This window comes from Sphingomonas rhizophila (assembly GCF_014396585.1).
GTDB classification, from domain to species: Bacteria; Pseudomonadota; Alphaproteobacteria; order Sphingomonadales; family Sphingomonadaceae; genus Sphingomicrobium; species Sphingomicrobium rhizophilum.
Window position 1 is genome coordinate 2315747 of the sequence record NZ_CP060717.1, and the last position, 15130, is coordinate 2330876.

The following is a 15130-nucleotide window of genomic DNA, read 5'->3' on the forward strand; positions in this document are numbered from 1 at the left end:
TGTTCGTGCGATCCAAGTCGGGGCGTTACGCCGCCTTCTTGTCTTCCTTCGGAAGCGCCGCCTTGGCCTGCGCGATGATCGCGCTGAACGCCTCGGCTTCGTGCATCGCGATGTCGGCCAGGACCTTCCGGTCGAGGTCTATGTTCGCCAGCTTCAGCGCGTGGATGAACTGACCATAGGTCAGGCCTTCGGCGCGGACGGCGGCGTTGATGCGCTGGATCCACAGGGCGCGGAAGCTCCGCTTCTTCACCTTGCGGTCGCGGTAGGCGTACTGGCCGGCCTTTTCGACGGCCTGACGGGCGATGCGGATGGTATTCTTGCGACGGCCGTAATAGCCCTTCGCGCTCTCCAAAATCCGCTTATGCTTGGCGCGAGTGGTCGTGCCGCGTTTGATGCGTGCCATGGTTCATTCGCTCCTTAGTTGAGGCCGTAGGGCGCCCAAAGCTTGACGCGCTGCGTATCAGCATCGGCAAGGACTTCGGTGCCGCGGTTCTGGCGAATGTACTTGGCGTTGTGGCTGATCAGACGGTGGCGCTTGCCAGCGACGCCGTGCTTGATCTTGCCGGTGGCCGTGAGCTTGAAGCGCTTCTTGACGCCGCTCTTGGTCTTCAGCTTGGGCATTTTCGTCTCCTTGTAGCGCCAACAGACGCGACGTTTTCGAACAGCCACGGCAGCCCTCACTGGCCGGGCGGTTCGTTCTTCCAAGAATCTGGAAAGCGGGGCGCCTATACGGGCGGGGCCGTCTTCTGGCAAGCCTCGTAGGTCACGTCACCGACGCCGGTCGGGCGGCATTGCCCTGGACCAGCCGCTCGATCCGTTTAACCCGCTCGGCGCTGGCCCGCGGCTGACGCTTGGGATCATAATCGCGCGGCGCCATGAGCATCCCGACCAGGCCAATATATTGCCGCTGGGTCAGGGCGAAGAAGCTGCGGTCGTAGTAGGTCCGCGCCGCGTCGGTGAACCCGGTCACCGGCCGGCCCTTCACCGTTCCGAAATAGGCGTGATTGAGGAAGGCGGTCAGCTGCTCGTCCTTGGTCAGCGCCTGTTGCAGCATGAAGCGCGCGATCAGCGTCTGCTCGATCTTGTCGAAGCCCGGCTTGAAGTCGTCAAAGTAAAGTTGCTTGGTAAGCGCCTGACCGATCGTCGTGGCGCCCTGGCCCGGGCTCGACCAGTCGACCCCGCTGTTGGTATCGAAGCTGGGGTCCTCCACCGCCAACAGGATGGCGCGGCGGTCCGCCGACAAGTCCGACGCCTTGAGTTCTCCTTGCCGGGCGATGGCGACGGCGTCGGGCGTGCGCTGGTAGGCGCGCCACATCGCGAAACATTCGTAGAGGATGAACAGGGTGAAGAGGCCGAACAGGACCCAGCCCGCCGCCTTCATCACATCCTGCCTGACATCGAGCCTCGTCATCGACCCGCTGTAGCAGCCGGCGACCAATAAAGTGTTAGCGGCCTAGTCGAACAACGAGCTGACGCTGCTTTCGTCGGCGATGCGGTGAATGGCCTCACCGAACAGCGGCGCGATCGCCAGTCGGCGGATCTTCGGCGTCTCGCCCATATTCGCGTGATAGATCGAATCGGTCACCACCAATTCGGCCAGTTCGCCATTGGCAACCCGCTCGACCGCCTTACCCGACAGGACGCCGTGGCTGCAGTAGGCCAGCACCTTGGTCGCGCCCTGCGCCTTCAACGCGGCGGCGGCGTTGCACAGCGTGCCGGCCGAATCGACGATGTCGTCGACCAGCACGCAGCAATGGCCCTCGACATCGCCGATGATGTTCATCACCTCGGACTCGCCTGCGCGCTCACGGCGCTTGTCGACGATCGCCAGTGGGGCGTTGTCGAGCCGCTTGGCCAGGCTCCGCGCCCGGACCACGCCGCCGACGTCGGGCGACACGACCATCAGCTTTTCGCTGGCGTAGCGTTCCTGGATGTCGGCGGCCATCACCGGCGCCGCCCACAGGTTGTCGGTCGGAATGTCGAAAAAGCCCTGAATCTGCCCTGCGTGCAGGTCCATCGTCAGCACGCGATTGGCGCCGGCGGTGGTAATCAGGTTGGCCACGAGCTTGGCCGAGATGGGGGTTCGGGGCCGGGTTTCCGGTCCTGCCGGGCATAGCCGAAATAGGGCAGGACGGCGGTAATCCGCTTGGCCGAGGCGCGGCGAAGCGCGTCGATGCAGATGAGCAGTTCCATCAGATTGTCGTTGGTCGGAAAACTGGTCGACTGGATGACGAACATGTCCTCGCCGCGGACATTCTCGTTGATCTCGACGAACACTTCCTCGTCGGCGAAGCGCCGGACGCTGGCGGCGGTCAGCGGCAGCTGGAGGTAATCGGCGATCGCCTGCGCCAGCGGCGCGTTGGAGTTTCCGGCGAGCAGTTTCATGTGGCTGGGATTCCCCATTCGGCAGGCGGTTGGTGCCCCTTAGTGCGGTGCGCGGCCCGAGCACAAGGTTGCGGTCGCGTGACAGGGCGCTTAACCCCGCGTCGGTGACCGATAAGCCGACCAATCGCCTCCGCATCGCCCTTGCCCAGATGAGCCAGCGTGTTGGCGATCTCGCCGGCAACGCGGCGGCAATTGTCGAAGTTCGTGCCAAGGCTGCCGCGGATGACGCCGACCTAGTGATGACGCCGGAGATGCAGCTCACCGGCTATCCGGTCGAGGATCTCGTCCTGAAAGCAGCGTTCCTGCGCGCAACGGCGGAGGAGACGGTACGGCTGGTCGAAGCGACGGGCGACGGCGGTCCGGCGCTGCTGTTCGGCACGATCCTGGTCGAAGGCGGCCTGACCTATAACGCCATGGTGCTCGCCGATGGCGGACGGATCATTGGCCGGACGCTCAAGCACGAGCTTCCGAACTACGGCACGTTCGACGAGAAGCGCATATTCGCCGCCGGGCCACTGCCCCAGCCGATCGAGTGGCGAGGGGTGAAGCTAGGCGTCCCGATCTGCGAGGACATCTGGTTCGAACCGGTGGTCGCCGCGCTGGCGAGAGCGGGGGCGGATTTGCTGCTGGTGCCCAACGGCAGTCCGTTCGAACTCGACAAGGACGACCTTCGGCACCGCCTCGTCCGCGACCGGGTCACGGAGACCGGCCTTGCCCTCGCCTATCTCAATCGCGTCGGCGGACAGGACGAACTTGCGTTCGACGGCTCCAGCTTCGTCCTCAACCGCGACGGGTCGCTGGCGGTGCAGATGCCGGACTGGACGGAAGCGCTGCTCGTCACCGACTGGCACGGCACCGACGATGGCTGGCGCTGCACGACCGAGCATCGCTCGGGGCTCGATCCCCATCCGCAGGACATCTACAACGCGATGGTCGTGGGCCTGCGCGATTATGTGACGGCCAACGGCTTCCCCGGCGTCCTCCTCGGCCTGTCCGGCGGCATCGACAGCGCTCTGTCGGCGGCGGTCGCGGTCGACGCCCTTGGCCCCGACAAGGTGTGGTGCGTGATGCTGCCGTCGAAATATACGTCGGACGAAAGCCTGGAGGACGCGGCCGGATGCGCGCGGATGCTCGGCGTGCGGCACGACGTCGTGCCGATCGTCGCCGCCGTCGGCGCGGTCGACGAGGTGCTTCCGGACCTGCCGGATCTTGCCGCCCAGAACGTCCAGGCGCGTCTCCGCATGGTCATGCTGATGGCGCTCAGCAACGCGCATGGCCACATGCTGCTGACCACCGGCAACAAGAGCGAGATGAGCGTCGGCTACGCCACGCTCTACGGCGATATGGCCGGCGGCTATTCGGTGCTGAAGGATGCCTACAAGACGACGGTGTTCGCCCTGTCGCGCTGGCGGAACGCCAATCGCCCGCCGCGCGCTTTGGGTCCGGACGGCCCGGTGATGCCCGACCGTGTAATCGACAAGCCGCCCTCGGCCGAACTGAAACCCAACCAGAAGGACGAGGACAGCCTGCCGCCGTACAGCCTCCTCGACCGGATCCTCGAATCGCTGGTTGAACAGGAACGCTCGGTGGCGGAAACCGCGCGGGCGACGGGTGTCGATCCTGCCGTGGTGGCGGATATCGAAAAGAAGCTGCTCCGCGCGGAATACAAGCGGCGCCAGGCACCGCCGGGGTAAAGATCGGCAGCCGCAACTTCGGCCGCGACCGCCGCTATCCGATCACGAACGCCTTCCGCACTGGCTAGCCGTCGCCTTTCCCCTAAACGCAGCGCCATCATGACCGTCGTCACCCGTTTCGCTCCTTCTCCGACCGGCCGGCTTCATGTCGGCAATATCCGCACCGCACTCCACAACGCGCTGTTCGCGATCAGGCATGGCGGTCGCTTCCTGCTCCGGATCGACGACACCGACGCGGCGCGGTCGACGGAAGAAAATGTCGGCTCGATCCGCGAGGATTTGGCGTGGCTGGGGCTGGAACCTACCGGCAGCGTTCGCCAATCGGAACGGTTCGACCTCTATGAGCGCGAATTCGAGCGACTGCGTGCCGCGGGCCGCGTCTACGCCTGCTACGAAACGCCTGAGGAACTCGACCTTCGCCGAAAGGTCCTGCTTGGTCGCGGCCTGCCGCCAGTCTACGAGCGCAAGCCCGCAGGCGTTCCGGCCCCGAGTGCGTCGCGCCGCATTGGCGTTTCAAGCTCGACCACGGCGCGCCGATCGAATGGGACGACCTCATCCGCGGTCACCAGCGGTTCGACCCGGCGCTGATCAGCGACCCGGTTATCCGCCGCGCGGACGGCAGTTGGCTTTATCTTCTTCCGTCAGTCATCGATGACATCGACCTTGGCATCACCCACATCGTGCGCGGCGAGGATCACGTGTCGAACAGCGCGGTGCAAATCCAGATGTTCGACGCGATGGGCGCCAGGGCGCCCGCATTCGCGCATGAAGCGCTGCTCGTCGCCGCCGAAGGCAAGCTGTCCAAGCGGCTGGGGTCCAGCGGCGTCGACGCGCTGCGCGCCGCGGGGATCGAGCCGATGGCGATCAACTCCCTCCTCGCCCGGCTGGGAACGTCGCAGCCGGTCGAGCCGAAGAAGAGCCTTGCCGAGCTTGCGGAAGGGTTTGACTTCGCCCACTTCGGGCGGGCCCCGGCGCATTTCGACCTGGCCGAAGTCGAGCAGGTCAACGCCAAGCTTCTCCACCACCTCGACTATGCCGACGTTGCCGATCGCTTGCCGGACGGTGCGACCGAGGCGGACTGGAATCTGCTGCGCGGTAACATCGACCACCTCGGCGAAGTCGCCGACTGGCTGCCGGTGCTTCATGGGGACATTGGGGTCGCCGCCGCGGAGGGTGACGATCGGGACTTCCTCGCCAATGCCGCCGATGCCGCGGCCCTTGTCGACTGGAGTGGCGATCCGTGGCCGTCGCTGACGAGTGCGCTCAAGGAGTCGACCGGCCGGAAAGGTCGAAGCTTGTTCCACCCCTTGCGCAAGGCGCTGACAGGCCGCGATTCCGGTCCGGAAATGGGACCGCTGCTTCGCGTGCTGGGCAAGGATCGCGCGATGGCGAGGCTCAGGGCCTCCTCCACCACCTAGGAAATCTGTCAGGCGAAGATAAGCCTTGCCAGCGTCGCTATGTTATGATGCAACATGATGGCGTTGGTAGGAGTTGCTTAATGCTCACTTACGCTGCCCATCGCCGCCCGCAGGGCGCCGCTGCTTCCCCAAGTCGCTGGTCCTGATCGTCGCCGGTCATGCTGTCGCCCTTGGTCTGCTGATTACCGCCAAGTCCGACTTCGCGCCGCCCGTCGCGCCGATCATCACCGACATTTTCAACGTGCCGATCGACCCGCCCAAGGCGCCGCCGCCGCCCACCGAGCCGACGCCGCGTCCCGTGACCAAGACAAGCGTGACGGTCGTCGATCCGGTGATCAAAACGGATGTCGCGACCCCAACGGAAGCGGAACCCAACATGAAGCCGGTCACCATCGATCCCTATCCGGGGAACGACCCGGTTACGCCGGTCAGATTCGACCCGCCGCCGCCCAGCATCGAACGGGTCGCGGCCCGGCTGGCGACACCGGCGGACCTGATGAAACCACCCTATCCGGCGTCGAAGCAGCGGCTGCAGGAAGAGGCCGCCTTACGCCTCGCGCTGACCATCGACGCACGCGGCCGGGTCATCGCGGTCGATCCCGTCGGAGCGGCCGATCCCGAGTTCCTGGCGGCGGCGCGACGGCACCTCCTCAAGTTCTGGCGCTACAAGCCGGCGACCGAAAATGGAGTCGCGGTGGCGTCGAGAACACAGCTGACATTGCGCTTCGTCCTGGACGAATGACTGGTCGCGGGCGGGAAGCCGTCCTATCTTGGTGCCCATGGCCGTCTTCCCGCCCGTTTCCAGCCCGCGCGCCGCGCTTCGCGACCTTGCCGCCTTTTGCCGCCAGCGCAGCCGCGAGCAGGTGATCGCCGCGGCGCTGTCGATCCTGATCACGACGATCATCCTGATCATTTTCTTCGTCGACGCGAAGATCAACACGGCCCCGCCGCCGACCGCCGTTTACGTCGAGAATTATAGCCCGGACCGAACCGACGCTGACATCATCGCCGATCAGAAGAAGGACCAGGCCGAACGCGATGCGTTCAAGCGCGCCAAAAAGCGCCAGTTCCAGGAGCTCCAGAAGCGGTTCGGCATTGAGTGACGCCGCGATGATGGCCGAGGCGATCGCCCTTGGCGACGCCGCTCGCGGGCGAACCGCGCCCAATCCCAATGTCGGCTGCGTCATCGTCACCAAAAATGGCGAGATCGTCGGCAAGGGCGCGACTCGGCCCGGCGGCCGGCCTCACGCCGAAGCGGTCGCGCTGGCCATGGCGGGCGACCGTGCGCGAGGCGCGACCCTCTTCACCACGCTGGAGCCGTGCGCCCATGTCTCCTTGCGCGGTCCGGCCTGTGCCGACCTCGTCCCGGCGGCCGGCGTCGCTCGGGCCGTGGTGGCGATCGTCGATCCGGACCCGAGGACATCGGGAGACGGCATTGCGCGGCTGCAGGCGGCGAGTATCAGCGTCGACATCGGCGAGGGCGCGGAAGACGCGCGGCGATCCCTCGCGGGCTACCTGACCCGCCTTGCGCTCGGGCGCCCGCGTATCACCCTGAAACTTGCGCTGTCGATCGACGGCAAGATCGCGCTGCCCAGCGGCGAATCGAAGTGGATCACCGGCGAAGACGCCCGCGCCCACGTCCATCTGGAGCGGGCGCACAGCGACATGATCCTCGTCGGCCGCGGCACCTACAACGCCGATGCGCCACGGCTGGACGTCCGGCTTCCGGGGCTGGAGGACTGGTCGCCGCGCCGGGCGCTGCTGACGCGTGGCAAGGCGGTGGAGGGGTGGGAGACGCTATCGTCCCCCACGATGTGTATGACCTTCATGACGTCAACGACTTGCTCGTCGAAGGCGGGTCGGCGACCGCGACGGCGTTCCTCGCCGCTGACCTGGTGGACCGGATCCTCATCTACCGCGCTCCCATCCTGGTCGGCGAAGGCAAGTCCTCGCTCGGCTACATCGGGCTCGACGCCATCGCCGATGCGCACGGTCGCTGGCGGGCGAGCGACGGGTCCCGGCTTGGCATCGACCGGCTCGAAGTTTACGAGCGCGTCCGCGACAGCGAGGCGTAGGCGGGACATGTTCACGGGCATCATTACCGATATCGGCAAGGTCCGCACCGCCGAGCAGCGCGGCGACCTGCGGCTGGTGATCGAAACTGGCTACGACCTTTCGACGGTCGACCTCGGCGCGTCGATTGCCTGCTCGGGCGCGTGCCTGACCGTCGTCGACAAGGGCGACGACTGGTTCGCGGTGGACATCAGCGCGGAAACTGTGGCGCGCACGGCCGCTGGCCGGTGGCAGGAAGGATCGCGCCTCAACTTGGAGCGCGCTTTGCGCATGGGCGACGAACTGGGCGGTCACCTCGTCACCGGTCATGTCGATGCAGTCGGCACGGTCATCTCGGCCCGGACCGACGGCGATTCCACGCGCCTCGAAATCGGCATTCCGGCGGAACTCGGGACGATGGTGGCCGGCAAGGGCTCGATCACGCTCGACGGCACATCGCTGACCGTCAACGAAGTCCGCGACGAGGGTGGCGAGACCCGCTTTACCGTCAACATCATCCCGCATACCACGCAACAGACGACGCTTGGCGCCCTGGCCGAGGGCGACCCGGTCAACGTCGAGGTCGACGTGCTGGCGCGCTACATCGCGCGCATGCGGCAATCCTAGGAACCATCGAATGGCCCATGTCCTGATCGCCGAAGCGCGATTCTATGCCCACCTCAACGACATGCTGCTGGCCGGCGCGCGCGCCGCGCTGGATGCGGCAGGCCACAGCCATGAGACGATTACCGTCCCGGGCGCGCTGGAGTTACCGGCGGCGATCAACCTGGCCGCCGACAGCGGACGGTTCGACGCGTACGTCGCGCTCGGCGTGGTGATCCGCGGTGAGACCTATCATTTCGAGATCGTCGCCGGCGAAAGCGCGCGTGGCCTGATGGCGCTGACCCTCGACGGGTTGGCGGTCGGCAACGGAATCCTGACCGTCGAGAACGAGGCACAGGCGATCGTCCGGGCCGACCCCGCGCAATCGGACAAGGGCGGCGATGCCGCACGTGCCGCGTTGGCGCTTTTCGACCTCAAGAACCTCTACTAGGCGGCGCCGCGCAGCGGATAGTCGACATAGCCTTCCGGCCCCTGGCTGTAGAAGGTGTCGACGTCCCAGTGATTAAGCGGATCGCCGTCGCGGAGCCGTTCGACGAGATCGGGATTGGCGATGAACGACCGACCGAAGCTGATCGCGTCGGCGATGCCCTCGTCCAGCTTCGCCTGCCCGCTTTCCAGCCGGTAATCGCTGTTGAGGATGATCTTGCCCGAATAGACCTGCCGCATCGCCGGACTGACCGGGGGTTCGTCGGTGGGGCGGAAGGTCGACTGGGGCCCGGGCTCGCGCATCTCGATCCATGGCAGGCCGATCCGCTCCATCTCCATCGCCGCGGCGGTGAACAGCGCCTGCCCGTCGCTGTCGCCGACACCGTTGACCGTGCCGTTGGGCGACAGTCGAAGGCCCGTCCGATCCATGCCGGCTTCGGCCGCGATCGCCTCGATCACCTCGCGCAGGAAGCGGACCCGGTTGGCGATCGGGCCGCCGTAACCGTCGTCGCGAACATTGCTGGAATCGCGCAGGAACTGGTCGATCAGATAGCCATTGGCGCCGTGCAGCTGCACGCCGTCGAATCCGGCGACCATCGCATGCCGAGCGGCCCGCGCATAATCGTCGATGATCCTCCGAAGGTCGTCGACGGTCGCGGCTCGTGGCTCGACGAAGTCCTTCTTGCCCTCGTAGGTGTGTGCCTGTCCCGGCGCGACCAGCGGCGAGGCGCTGACCGGTTGCCCGCCGCCCAGGTCGGGATGGACCACGCGTCCCATGTGCCACAGCTGCGCGACGATCCGGCCACCGGCTTCGTGGACGGCGGACGTGACCGGCTTCCAACCCTCGGTCTGCGCCTCGGCCCACAGGCCCGGCGCATAGGGCCAGCCGAGGCCCTCGCGGCTGATTCCGGTGGCTTCGCTGATGATCAGTCCGGCCCCTGCGCGCTGCCGGTAATAGTCCGCCATCATCGGGGTCGGCACCGCGTCGCGAGTGGCGCGGGCGCGGGTCAGCGGCGCCATGAAAATTCGGTTGGGTGCCTGGATCGCCCCGACCTCGACCGGATCAAACAGCGTCGGCATAAGGCAACTCCTCAAGTGGGCAGGAGCGGAAAGATAGTAGCGATTCGAAACCTGCCAAGGGGCTCCGGCCTCGCGTTCGGCGCGCTTTTGATCGGGAACCTAGCGCTGGCCATGGGACCATTCCTGGTCCGCCAGGGCGGCGTTGGACCCGTCGCCGCCGGTTTCTGGCGGCTGGCGCTGGCGCTGCCATTCCTTTTCCTGTTGGCCCATTTTGCGAAGCAGCCGATCCGCCCGGCAAACCGCCGCCTCTTCTGGATCATCGCCGCCGGCGCATTCTTTTTCGCGACGGACGTCGCCGCGTGGAATGCGGGCATCATGCTGACCAAGCTCGGCAACGCGACGCTGTTCGGCAACATCGGCAGCTTCCTGTTCGCCGCCTTCGGGCTGTGGCTGGCACGGCAATGGCCGTCGCCTGTCCAGTCGGCGGCGCTCGCCGCCGCCGCGCTGGGTTGTGGGCTGCTGATGTGGGGAAGCGCCGAATTGTCGCTCCGGCACCTCCACGGTGACTTGCTGTCGGTGCTCGCCGGCCTGCTCTACACCGGCTACCTTATCGCCATCGACCGCGCCCGCACCCAGGTGCCGCCACTCGGCCTGCTCGCCCTGTCGAGCCTGCTGGCGTCGTTCGTCATCCTGCCGATTGCCCTGGTTCGCGGCGAAACGATGATCCCGGCCGACTGGACCGGGGTGGTCGCACTGGCCCTGTGCAGCCAGGTGGTCGGCCAGGGATTGCTGGTCTACGCCATCGGCCATCTTTCTCCGTTGATCGTGGGCCTTGCCCTGCTGACCCAGCCCGCCTTGTCGGCACTGCTTGGCTGGATCTACTATGATGAGACGCTGACGGCACTCGACGGGGTGGGCGCGCTGCTGATCGCCATCGCGCTTGTGCTGGTGCGCTTGCGTCAGCCGGCGCATGCGACCACTTAGCCGCCATGACCGATCCCACCCCACTCGAGTCTGTTCGCCGCCAGATCGCCCTCGCGGTCGGTGAAAATGCGGTTTTCGACGGATGGACCGGCAAGGCCGTCGATAGCGCCGCGGCGCAACTTGGCATCGACCCAGCCGTGGCCAGGCTCGCTTTTCCAAAGGATCCGGCGGCGATGGTCGAGGCCTGGATCGACGGGGTCGATGCGGCGATGGTCAACGCATTCCCGCCGGAGCGGATCGCCGCCATGAAGGTGCGCGACCGGATCCGGTCGCTGATCTGGTTTCGCCTGGAGACGACGGGACCGGCGCGCGAGGCGGTGCGCAGCGCGCTCGCGATCCTCGCCATGCCGCAGAATGTGCCGCTCGGGCTGAAAACCGGCTGGCGTTCGGCGGACAGGATGTGGCGCCTCGCCGGCGACACCGCGACCGATTACAATCACTACACCAAGCGGCTGATCCTTTCGGGCGTCTATGGCGCGACGTTGCTCGCCTGGCTCGACGACCAGACCGAAGGATGGACGGCGACTGCCGCCTTTCTCGATCGGCGGCTGGGCGAGGTAATGCGCTTCGAAAAGGCCAAGGCGGAATGGACCGCCAACGCCATCCGCCGGCCAAGCCTGTCGCGCTTCCTGGGACGACTGCGCTACCCGCCGCACTAGGATCAGGGCTAGCCAACGCCTGTTGTTATTGATAATCGCTCGCAAATGAACGGCGCGAAGTCCCTCGACCAGCTTGGAGTCGGTGTTCGGGCACGCATTGCGGCCATCGACTGGGCCGCGCTGGACGACGGCGACGCGAGCCGCCTCCGCCACTTCGGTTTCGATGAAGGGGTCGCGGTCGAATCGCTTCATGCCGGCCCGTTCGGACGTGATCCGCTCGCCATCCGCGTCGGCCGGATGACCGTGGCGATCCGCCGCGCCCATGCCCGCGCCGTCCGCGTCACTACCGAGGCAGTATGACCCCTCCGCCTTTGATCGCGGTCGCCGGCAATCCCAATGCCGGCAAAAGTGCCCTGTTCAACGCCCTGACCGGCGCTCGCCAGAAGGTCGGGAACTACCCCGGCGTCACGGTGGAGCGGCACGTCGGCAAGACGATCCTGCCCGGCGGCCGGCCGGTGGAAGTGGTCGACCTGCCGGGTGCCTATGGTCTTGACCCGACCAGCCCGGACGAGGAGGTCACGCGCGACGTGCTGCTCGGCAAGCAGGCGGGCGAGCGCTTGCCCGATGCCCTGCTGATCGTCGTCGACGCATCGAACCTCGACAACCACCTTCGCTTCACGCTGCAACTGATCGACCTTGGCCTGCCCACCGTGGTCGCGCTCAACATGGTCGACCTCGCCAAGCGCGACGGGCTCGAGCTCGACGCCGCCAGGCTTCAGAAAGAGCTTGGCGTTCCGGTTATCGAGACCGTCGCCGTCCGGAAACGCGGACTCGACCCGCTGCTCGCGGCGCTCGACGAGCTTTTGCTGAGCCCGCGGCTGGTTCGCGCCGGGGAAGGCCCAAGTCACGATCCACTGCTGCTGCAGCTCCGCGCGCGGGATATCGCCATGGCGGCCATCGTCAGTGAAACGCCCGTGCGCCGGCTTACCCACCGCCTGGACGGCCTGTTCCTTCATCCGGTCGCCGGACCCGTCATCCTTGCCGCGATCCTGTTCGTCATGTTCCAGGCTGTCTTTGCGTGGAGCGCTCCGCCGGCCGACGCGCTGGAGGCGCTGGTCACGGGTCTCGGGACGTGGATCGGGGGGGCGCTGCCCGATGGAATCCTTCGCTCACTGATCATCGATGGCGTGTTCGCCGGGGTCGGCGCGGTGATCGTCTTCCTGCCGCAGATCCTGATCCTGTTCCTGTTCATCCTGTTGCTGGAAGGCACTGGCTACATGGTGCGGGCCGCGTTCCTGATGGACCGGTTGATGAGCCACGCCGGCCTGTCGGGCCGCGCCTTCATTCCGCTGTTGTCTAGCTTTGCCTGCGCCGTGCCGGGAATCATGGCGACGCGCACCATCGCCGACCCGAAGGACCGGCTGACCACGATCCTGGTCGCGCCGCTGATGACCTGTTCGGCCCGGCTGCCGGTCTACACGCTGATCATCGGCGCATTCATTCCCGCGCGCACGGTCGGGCCGGGCATCGGGCTACAGGGCCTGGTCATGTTCGCGCTCTATCTGGCCGGCATCATCGGTGCGCTCCTCGCCGCGCTCGTGCTGCGCCGGACCGTGGTGAAAGGCGGGGGCGGTGCCTTCATGATGGAATTACCGAAGTATCAGATGCCGCGTCTCGCCGACGTCGCGCTCGGCTTGTGGCAGCGGGCGATGATCTTTTTGAAGCGCGCCGGCGGCATCATCCTGACCACCACCGTCATCCTGTGGGCTCTGGCGAGTTTCCCGCAGGCGGGACCCGGACAGAAGCAGTCCGACGTTTCGATTGCCGGGCATATTGCCGACGGCATCCACACCGTCGTCGCGCCGATCGGCTTCAACAAGGACATCAGCCTCGCCCTGCTGCCGGCGATGGCGGCGCGCGAGGTCGCGGTCGCCGCGATCGGCACCGTCTATTCGCTCGACGCCGAGGACGAGGGCCAGCTGCAGACGCTCGAGCAGCGCATGGCGGGCCGCTGGAGCCTCGCCACCGCGCTTGCCTTCCTCGCCTGGTTCGTGTTCGCGCCCCAATGCATCTCGACGATCGCCGTCACCCGGCGCGAGACCAACGGCTGGAAGTGGCCGCTGTTCATGGTCGGATACCTGTTCACTCTCGCTTATATCGCCGCGGGTGCGACATATTGGACGGCGGTCGCGTTCGGCCTCGGATAGCGGTTGCCGAGGCGCTTCACGCGGCCTAACGATTTCCCCGAGATCCAGATCGGGAGAGCGGCATGGCCGGCGTGAACAAGGTGATTTTGGTCGGCAACCTCGGGCAGGACCCGGAAAGCCGCTCGTTCAGCAACGGAGGCGAGGTCGTCAACCTGCGCATCGCGACGTCGGAAAACTGGAAGGACCGCGACGGCAACCGGCAGGAAAAGACCGAATGGCATTCCGTTGCGATCTTCAACGAGAATCTTGGCCGCGTCGCCAAGAATTACCTGCGCAAGGGCAGCAAGGTCTACATCGAAGGCCAATTGCAGACCCGCAAGTGGCAGGACCAGTCGGGTAACGACCGCTACACCACCGAGATCGTGCTCCAGAAATTTCGCGGTGAACTCGTCCTGCTCGATGCCCGCGGCGAAGGTGGCGGGTCGGGTGGCGGCTATGGCGGAGGCGGCTACGATGACGGCGGCTTCGGCGGTTCGGCCCAAGGCGGTGGCGGATTGCGCCAGCAGTCGCGCCCACAGCCGGCGGCATTCGACACCGACCTGGACGACGACGTTCCGTTCTAAGCGGCGCTATTCGCCCGGCAATTTGCCCTTAAGGGCGGCCAGCGCCGCGAACGGGCTTGCCTCCTCCTCGCTCAATACGCCAGCCTCCCGTAGGGCGGCATCGGCCGCTGCACTGCGCGGATATGGATCGAGCGCCAGGGCCAGCGAATCCGTGACCGCGGCGGCAAGGTCGATGCTCTTCCCGTCATGAAACATGGTGTCGAGTTCGTCGTCGGACAACTCCACCTCTTCGTCAGGCGAAGTCCCGGTTGGTTCCGGGATGAAGCGCAGGTCGAACGCTTCGTCGACATGGGCCCGAACCGGGTCACCAGTGGCGACGCAGGCCTGGTCGAGCGCGGCCTTCACGCGACCCTTGGCCTCGATCGTGTCTCCGTCGCGCGACAGGGCGACATGTGCTTCCAACCGATCCAACGCCAGCAGGCCAAGCCGCTGCGCAATTTCGGCGCGCGCGCCCTCGTCGGCCACCAGTTCGATCCGGTCCCCGTCCCGGATCTCGCCGAGCGACAGCCGCTGCTGGAATCGGCTCAACGGAATTTCCCTGCGATGACCGCGGCATCACTCGCGCCGCCCAGCGATTCATGGAGCCGGCGAAGCGATTCGGCGGCGAAGGTCGAACTGGCCTCGGTGGCATGGTCGCCGCGCTCGATCGACGCGGCGACGCTTTCATCCCACGACCCGTCGGCGGCAATGGTCGTCCGCCAGCGGTCGACCTTGGTGGCCAGCGCGCCGACCATGTGGCGCACTTGCTTGCCCAGGGAGGTATCGGAAAACCCCTCCTCGCGCATTTGCACGTCCATGTCGGCGATAAAGGATTCGGTCAGCGAAACGCTGGACCGAACCGCCTCTTCCCCGCCGCTTTCCAGGCGAAGGATGGCAATCGCAACGACGGTCGACAGGACGGAGAACCGGCCGTCGAGCGTGTCGGGCACACCACCATCCAGGTACCAGCCGCGCTGCCGCGCCTCGGCGACCAGCGCGGCGTAAAGCGCGGCGCTGTCGTTCCGGCGGGGACGAACCATCGCCATGATCGATCGCATGTCACACCTCCGTTCCTGCGAGTCGCCTGTGCGCCAACGGGTTGCGCGCACAACCTTTTCCCGCATATTGGGCGCGGGGGTCGCGGGCAAGGCGCGCATGCCCTTTACCTTGGAGATCATT

At 66.4% G+C, this 15130-nt stretch carries 15 protein-coding genes and 4 pseudogenes; 12 read left to right on the forward strand and 7 right to left on the reverse strand.

The window, feature by feature from the left end; all coding sequences use genetic code 11:
• Positions 1-25 precede the first annotated feature (25 nt).
• From rplT to H9L12_RS11870, 4 genes and pseudogenes are all read right to left on the reverse strand, one after another.
• Entirely contained in the window at positions 26-403 is a 378-nt protein-coding gene (gene rplT / locus H9L12_RS11855; RefSeq protein ID WP_187541902.1) for a 50S ribosomal protein L20, read from the reverse strand.
• Positions 404-417: 14 nt separating this feature from the next.
• Positions 418-621, reverse strand: coding sequence for a 50S ribosomal protein L35 (gene rpmI, locus H9L12_RS11860; RefSeq protein ID WP_187541903.1), 204 nt, complete (start codon positions 619-621; stop codon positions 418-420).
• 142 nt (positions 622-763) lie between these two features.
• Positions 764-1411 carry a transglycosylase domain-containing protein gene (locus H9L12_RS11865; protein ID WP_187541904.1) on the reverse strand — a complete coding sequence of 216 codons (648 nt, stop codon included), beginning with the start codon at positions 1409-1411 and terminating at the stop codon, positions 764-766.
• Between the two features lie 42 nt (positions 1412-1453).
• Positions 1454-2385, reverse strand: a pseudogene (locus H9L12_RS11870) (ribose-phosphate pyrophosphokinase).
• A gap of 149 nt (positions 2386-2534) precedes the next feature.
• Here H9L12_RS11870 and H9L12_RS11875 point away from each other — a divergent pair.
• The 7 genes and pseudogenes from H9L12_RS11875 (at position 2535) to ribH (ending at position 8603) form a co-directional block, all read left to right on the forward strand.
• Positions 2535-4147 (forward strand): annotated as a pseudogene (locus tag H9L12_RS11875) (NAD+ synthase).
• 31 nt (positions 4148-4178) lie between these two features.
• Positions 4179-5497 (forward strand): annotated as a pseudogene (locus H9L12_RS11880) (glutamate--tRNA ligase).
• Positions 5498-5570: 73 nt separating this feature from the next.
• On the forward strand, positions 5571-6239 hold the full coding sequence (locus tag H9L12_RS11885; RefSeq protein WP_187541905.1) for an energy transducer TonB: 669 nt from the start codon (positions 5571-5573) through the stop codon (positions 6237-6239).
• 28 nt (positions 6240-6267) lie between these two features.
• The gene (locus H9L12_RS11890) at positions 6268-6600 is read left to right on the forward strand and encodes a hypothetical protein (RefSeq protein ID WP_187541906.1); all 333 of its coding nucleotides are present in this window, start codon (positions 6268-6270) and stop codon (positions 6598-6600) included.
• Positions 6601-6610: 10 nt separating this feature from the next.
• Positions 6611-7572, forward strand: a pseudogene (gene ribD, locus H9L12_RS11895) (bifunctional diaminohydroxyphosphoribosylaminopyrimidine deaminase/5-amino-6-(5-phosphoribosylamino)uracil reductase RibD).
• Positions 7573-7579: 7 nt separating this feature from the next.
• Positions 7580-8176, forward strand: coding sequence for a riboflavin synthase (locus tag H9L12_RS11900; RefSeq protein ID WP_187541907.1), 597 nt, complete (start codon positions 7580-7582; stop codon positions 8174-8176).
• Positions 8177-8186: 10 nt separating this feature from the next.
• Positions 8187-8603, forward strand: coding sequence for a 6,7-dimethyl-8-ribityllumazine synthase (gene ribH / locus H9L12_RS11905; protein ID WP_187541908.1), 417 nt, complete (start codon positions 8187-8189; stop codon positions 8601-8603).
• On the opposite strand, the gene H9L12_RS11910 is transcribed toward ribH, so the two are convergent.
• Positions 8600-9679 carry an alkene reductase gene (locus tag H9L12_RS11910; RefSeq protein WP_187541909.1) on the reverse strand — a complete coding sequence of 360 codons (1080 nt, stop codon included), beginning with the start codon at positions 9677-9679 and terminating at the stop codon, positions 8600-8602. The two genes, ribH and H9L12_RS11910, sit on opposite strands and share 4 nt — an antisense overlap.
• 111 nt (positions 9680-9790) lie before the next feature.
• Between H9L12_RS11910 and H9L12_RS11915 the strand changes: the two genes are divergently transcribed.
• The 5 genes from H9L12_RS11915 to ssb all read left to right on the forward strand — a co-directional run bounded on the left by H9L12_RS11915 (position 9791) and on the right by ssb (position 13972).
• Positions 9791-10603 carry a DMT family transporter gene (locus tag H9L12_RS11915; RefSeq protein ID WP_187541910.1) on the forward strand — a complete coding sequence of 271 codons (813 nt, stop codon included), beginning with the start codon at positions 9791-9793 and terminating at the stop codon, positions 10601-10603.
• Between the two features lie 5 nt (positions 10604-10608).
• Entirely contained in the window at positions 10609-11262 is a 654-nt protein-coding gene (locus tag H9L12_RS11920; protein WP_187541911.1) for a COQ9 family protein, read from the forward strand.
• Between the two features lie 45 nt (positions 11263-11307).
• Positions 11308-11562 carry a FeoA family protein gene (locus tag H9L12_RS11925; RefSeq protein ID WP_187541912.1) on the forward strand — a complete coding sequence of 85 codons (255 nt, stop codon included), beginning with the start codon at positions 11308-11310 and terminating at the stop codon, positions 11560-11562.
• Positions 11559-13409: a ferrous iron transporter B gene (gene feoB / locus H9L12_RS11930; protein WP_187541913.1), complete on the forward strand. Its 1851-nt coding sequence runs from the start codon at positions 11559-11561 to the stop codon at positions 13407-13409. Before H9L12_RS11925 ends, feoB begins: the two co-directional genes overlap by 4 nt.
• A 62-nt stretch (positions 13410-13471) precedes the next feature.
• On the forward strand, positions 13472-13972 hold the full coding sequence (gene ssb / locus H9L12_RS11935) for a single-stranded DNA-binding protein (RefSeq protein ID WP_187541914.1): 501 nt from the start codon (positions 13472-13474) through the stop codon (positions 13970-13972).
• A gap of 6 nt (positions 13973-13978) precedes the next feature.
• Here the strand turns inward: ssb and H9L12_RS11940 are convergent, their stop codons facing one another.
• Together H9L12_RS11940 and H9L12_RS11945 are read right to left on the reverse strand one after the other, a co-directional pair.
• A complete protein-coding gene (locus H9L12_RS11940) occupies positions 13979-14500 on the reverse strand; it encodes a YceD family protein (protein ID WP_246450398.1) in 522 nt (173 codons plus the stop codon).
• Complete coding sequence (locus H9L12_RS11945) at positions 14497-15009, reverse strand: ubiquinol-cytochrome C chaperone family protein (RefSeq protein WP_187541915.1); 513 nt, start codon at positions 15007-15009, stop codon at positions 14497-14499. The genes H9L12_RS11940 and H9L12_RS11945 overlap by 4 nt, the downstream gene beginning before the upstream one ends.
• Positions 15010-15130 lie beyond the last annotated feature (121 nt).

Coding starts and splice junctions, on each gene's coding strand:
- H9L12_RS11910 (WP_187541909.1), bottom strand. CDS start 9,679: ATGCCGACGCTGTTTGATCCGGTCGAGGTCGGGGCGATCCAGGCACCC.
- H9L12_RS11925 (WP_187541912.1), top strand. CDS start 11,308: ATGAACGGCGCGAAGTCCCTCGACCAGCTTGGAGTCGGTGTTCGGGCA.
- ssb (WP_187541914.1), top strand. CDS start 13,472: ATGGCCGGCGTGAACAAGGTGATTTTGGTCGGCAACCTCGGGCAGGAC.
- H9L12_RS11865 (WP_187541904.1), bottom strand. CDS start 1,411: ATGACGAGGCTCGATGTCAGGCAGGATGTGATGAAGGCGGCGGGCTGG.
- H9L12_RS11920 (WP_187541911.1), top strand. CDS start 10,609: ATGACCGATCCCACCCCACTCGAGTCTGTTCGCCGCCAGATCGCCCTC.
- ribH (WP_187541908.1), top strand. CDS start 8,187: ATGGCCCATGTCCTGATCGCCGAAGCGCGATTCTATGCCCACCTCAAC.
- H9L12_RS11945 (WP_187541915.1), bottom strand. CDS start 15,009: ATGCGATCGATCATGGCGATGGTTCGTCCCCGCCGGAACGACAGCGCC.
- H9L12_RS11915 (WP_187541910.1), top strand. CDS start 9,791: ATGGGACCATTCCTGGTCCGCCAGGGCGGCGTTGGACCCGTCGCCGCC.
- H9L12_RS11900 (WP_187541907.1), top strand. CDS start 7,580: ATGTTCACGGGCATCATTACCGATATCGGCAAGGTCCGCACCGCCGAG.
- rplT (WP_187541902.1), bottom strand. CDS start 403: ATGGCACGCATCAAACGCGGCACGACCACTCGCGCCAAGCATAAGCGG.
- feoB (WP_187541913.1), top strand. CDS start 11,559: ATGACCCCTCCGCCTTTGATCGCGGTCGCCGGCAATCCCAATGCCGGC.
- rpmI (WP_187541903.1), bottom strand. CDS start 621: ATGCCCAAGCTGAAGACCAAGAGCGGCGTCAAGAAGCGCTTCAAGCTC.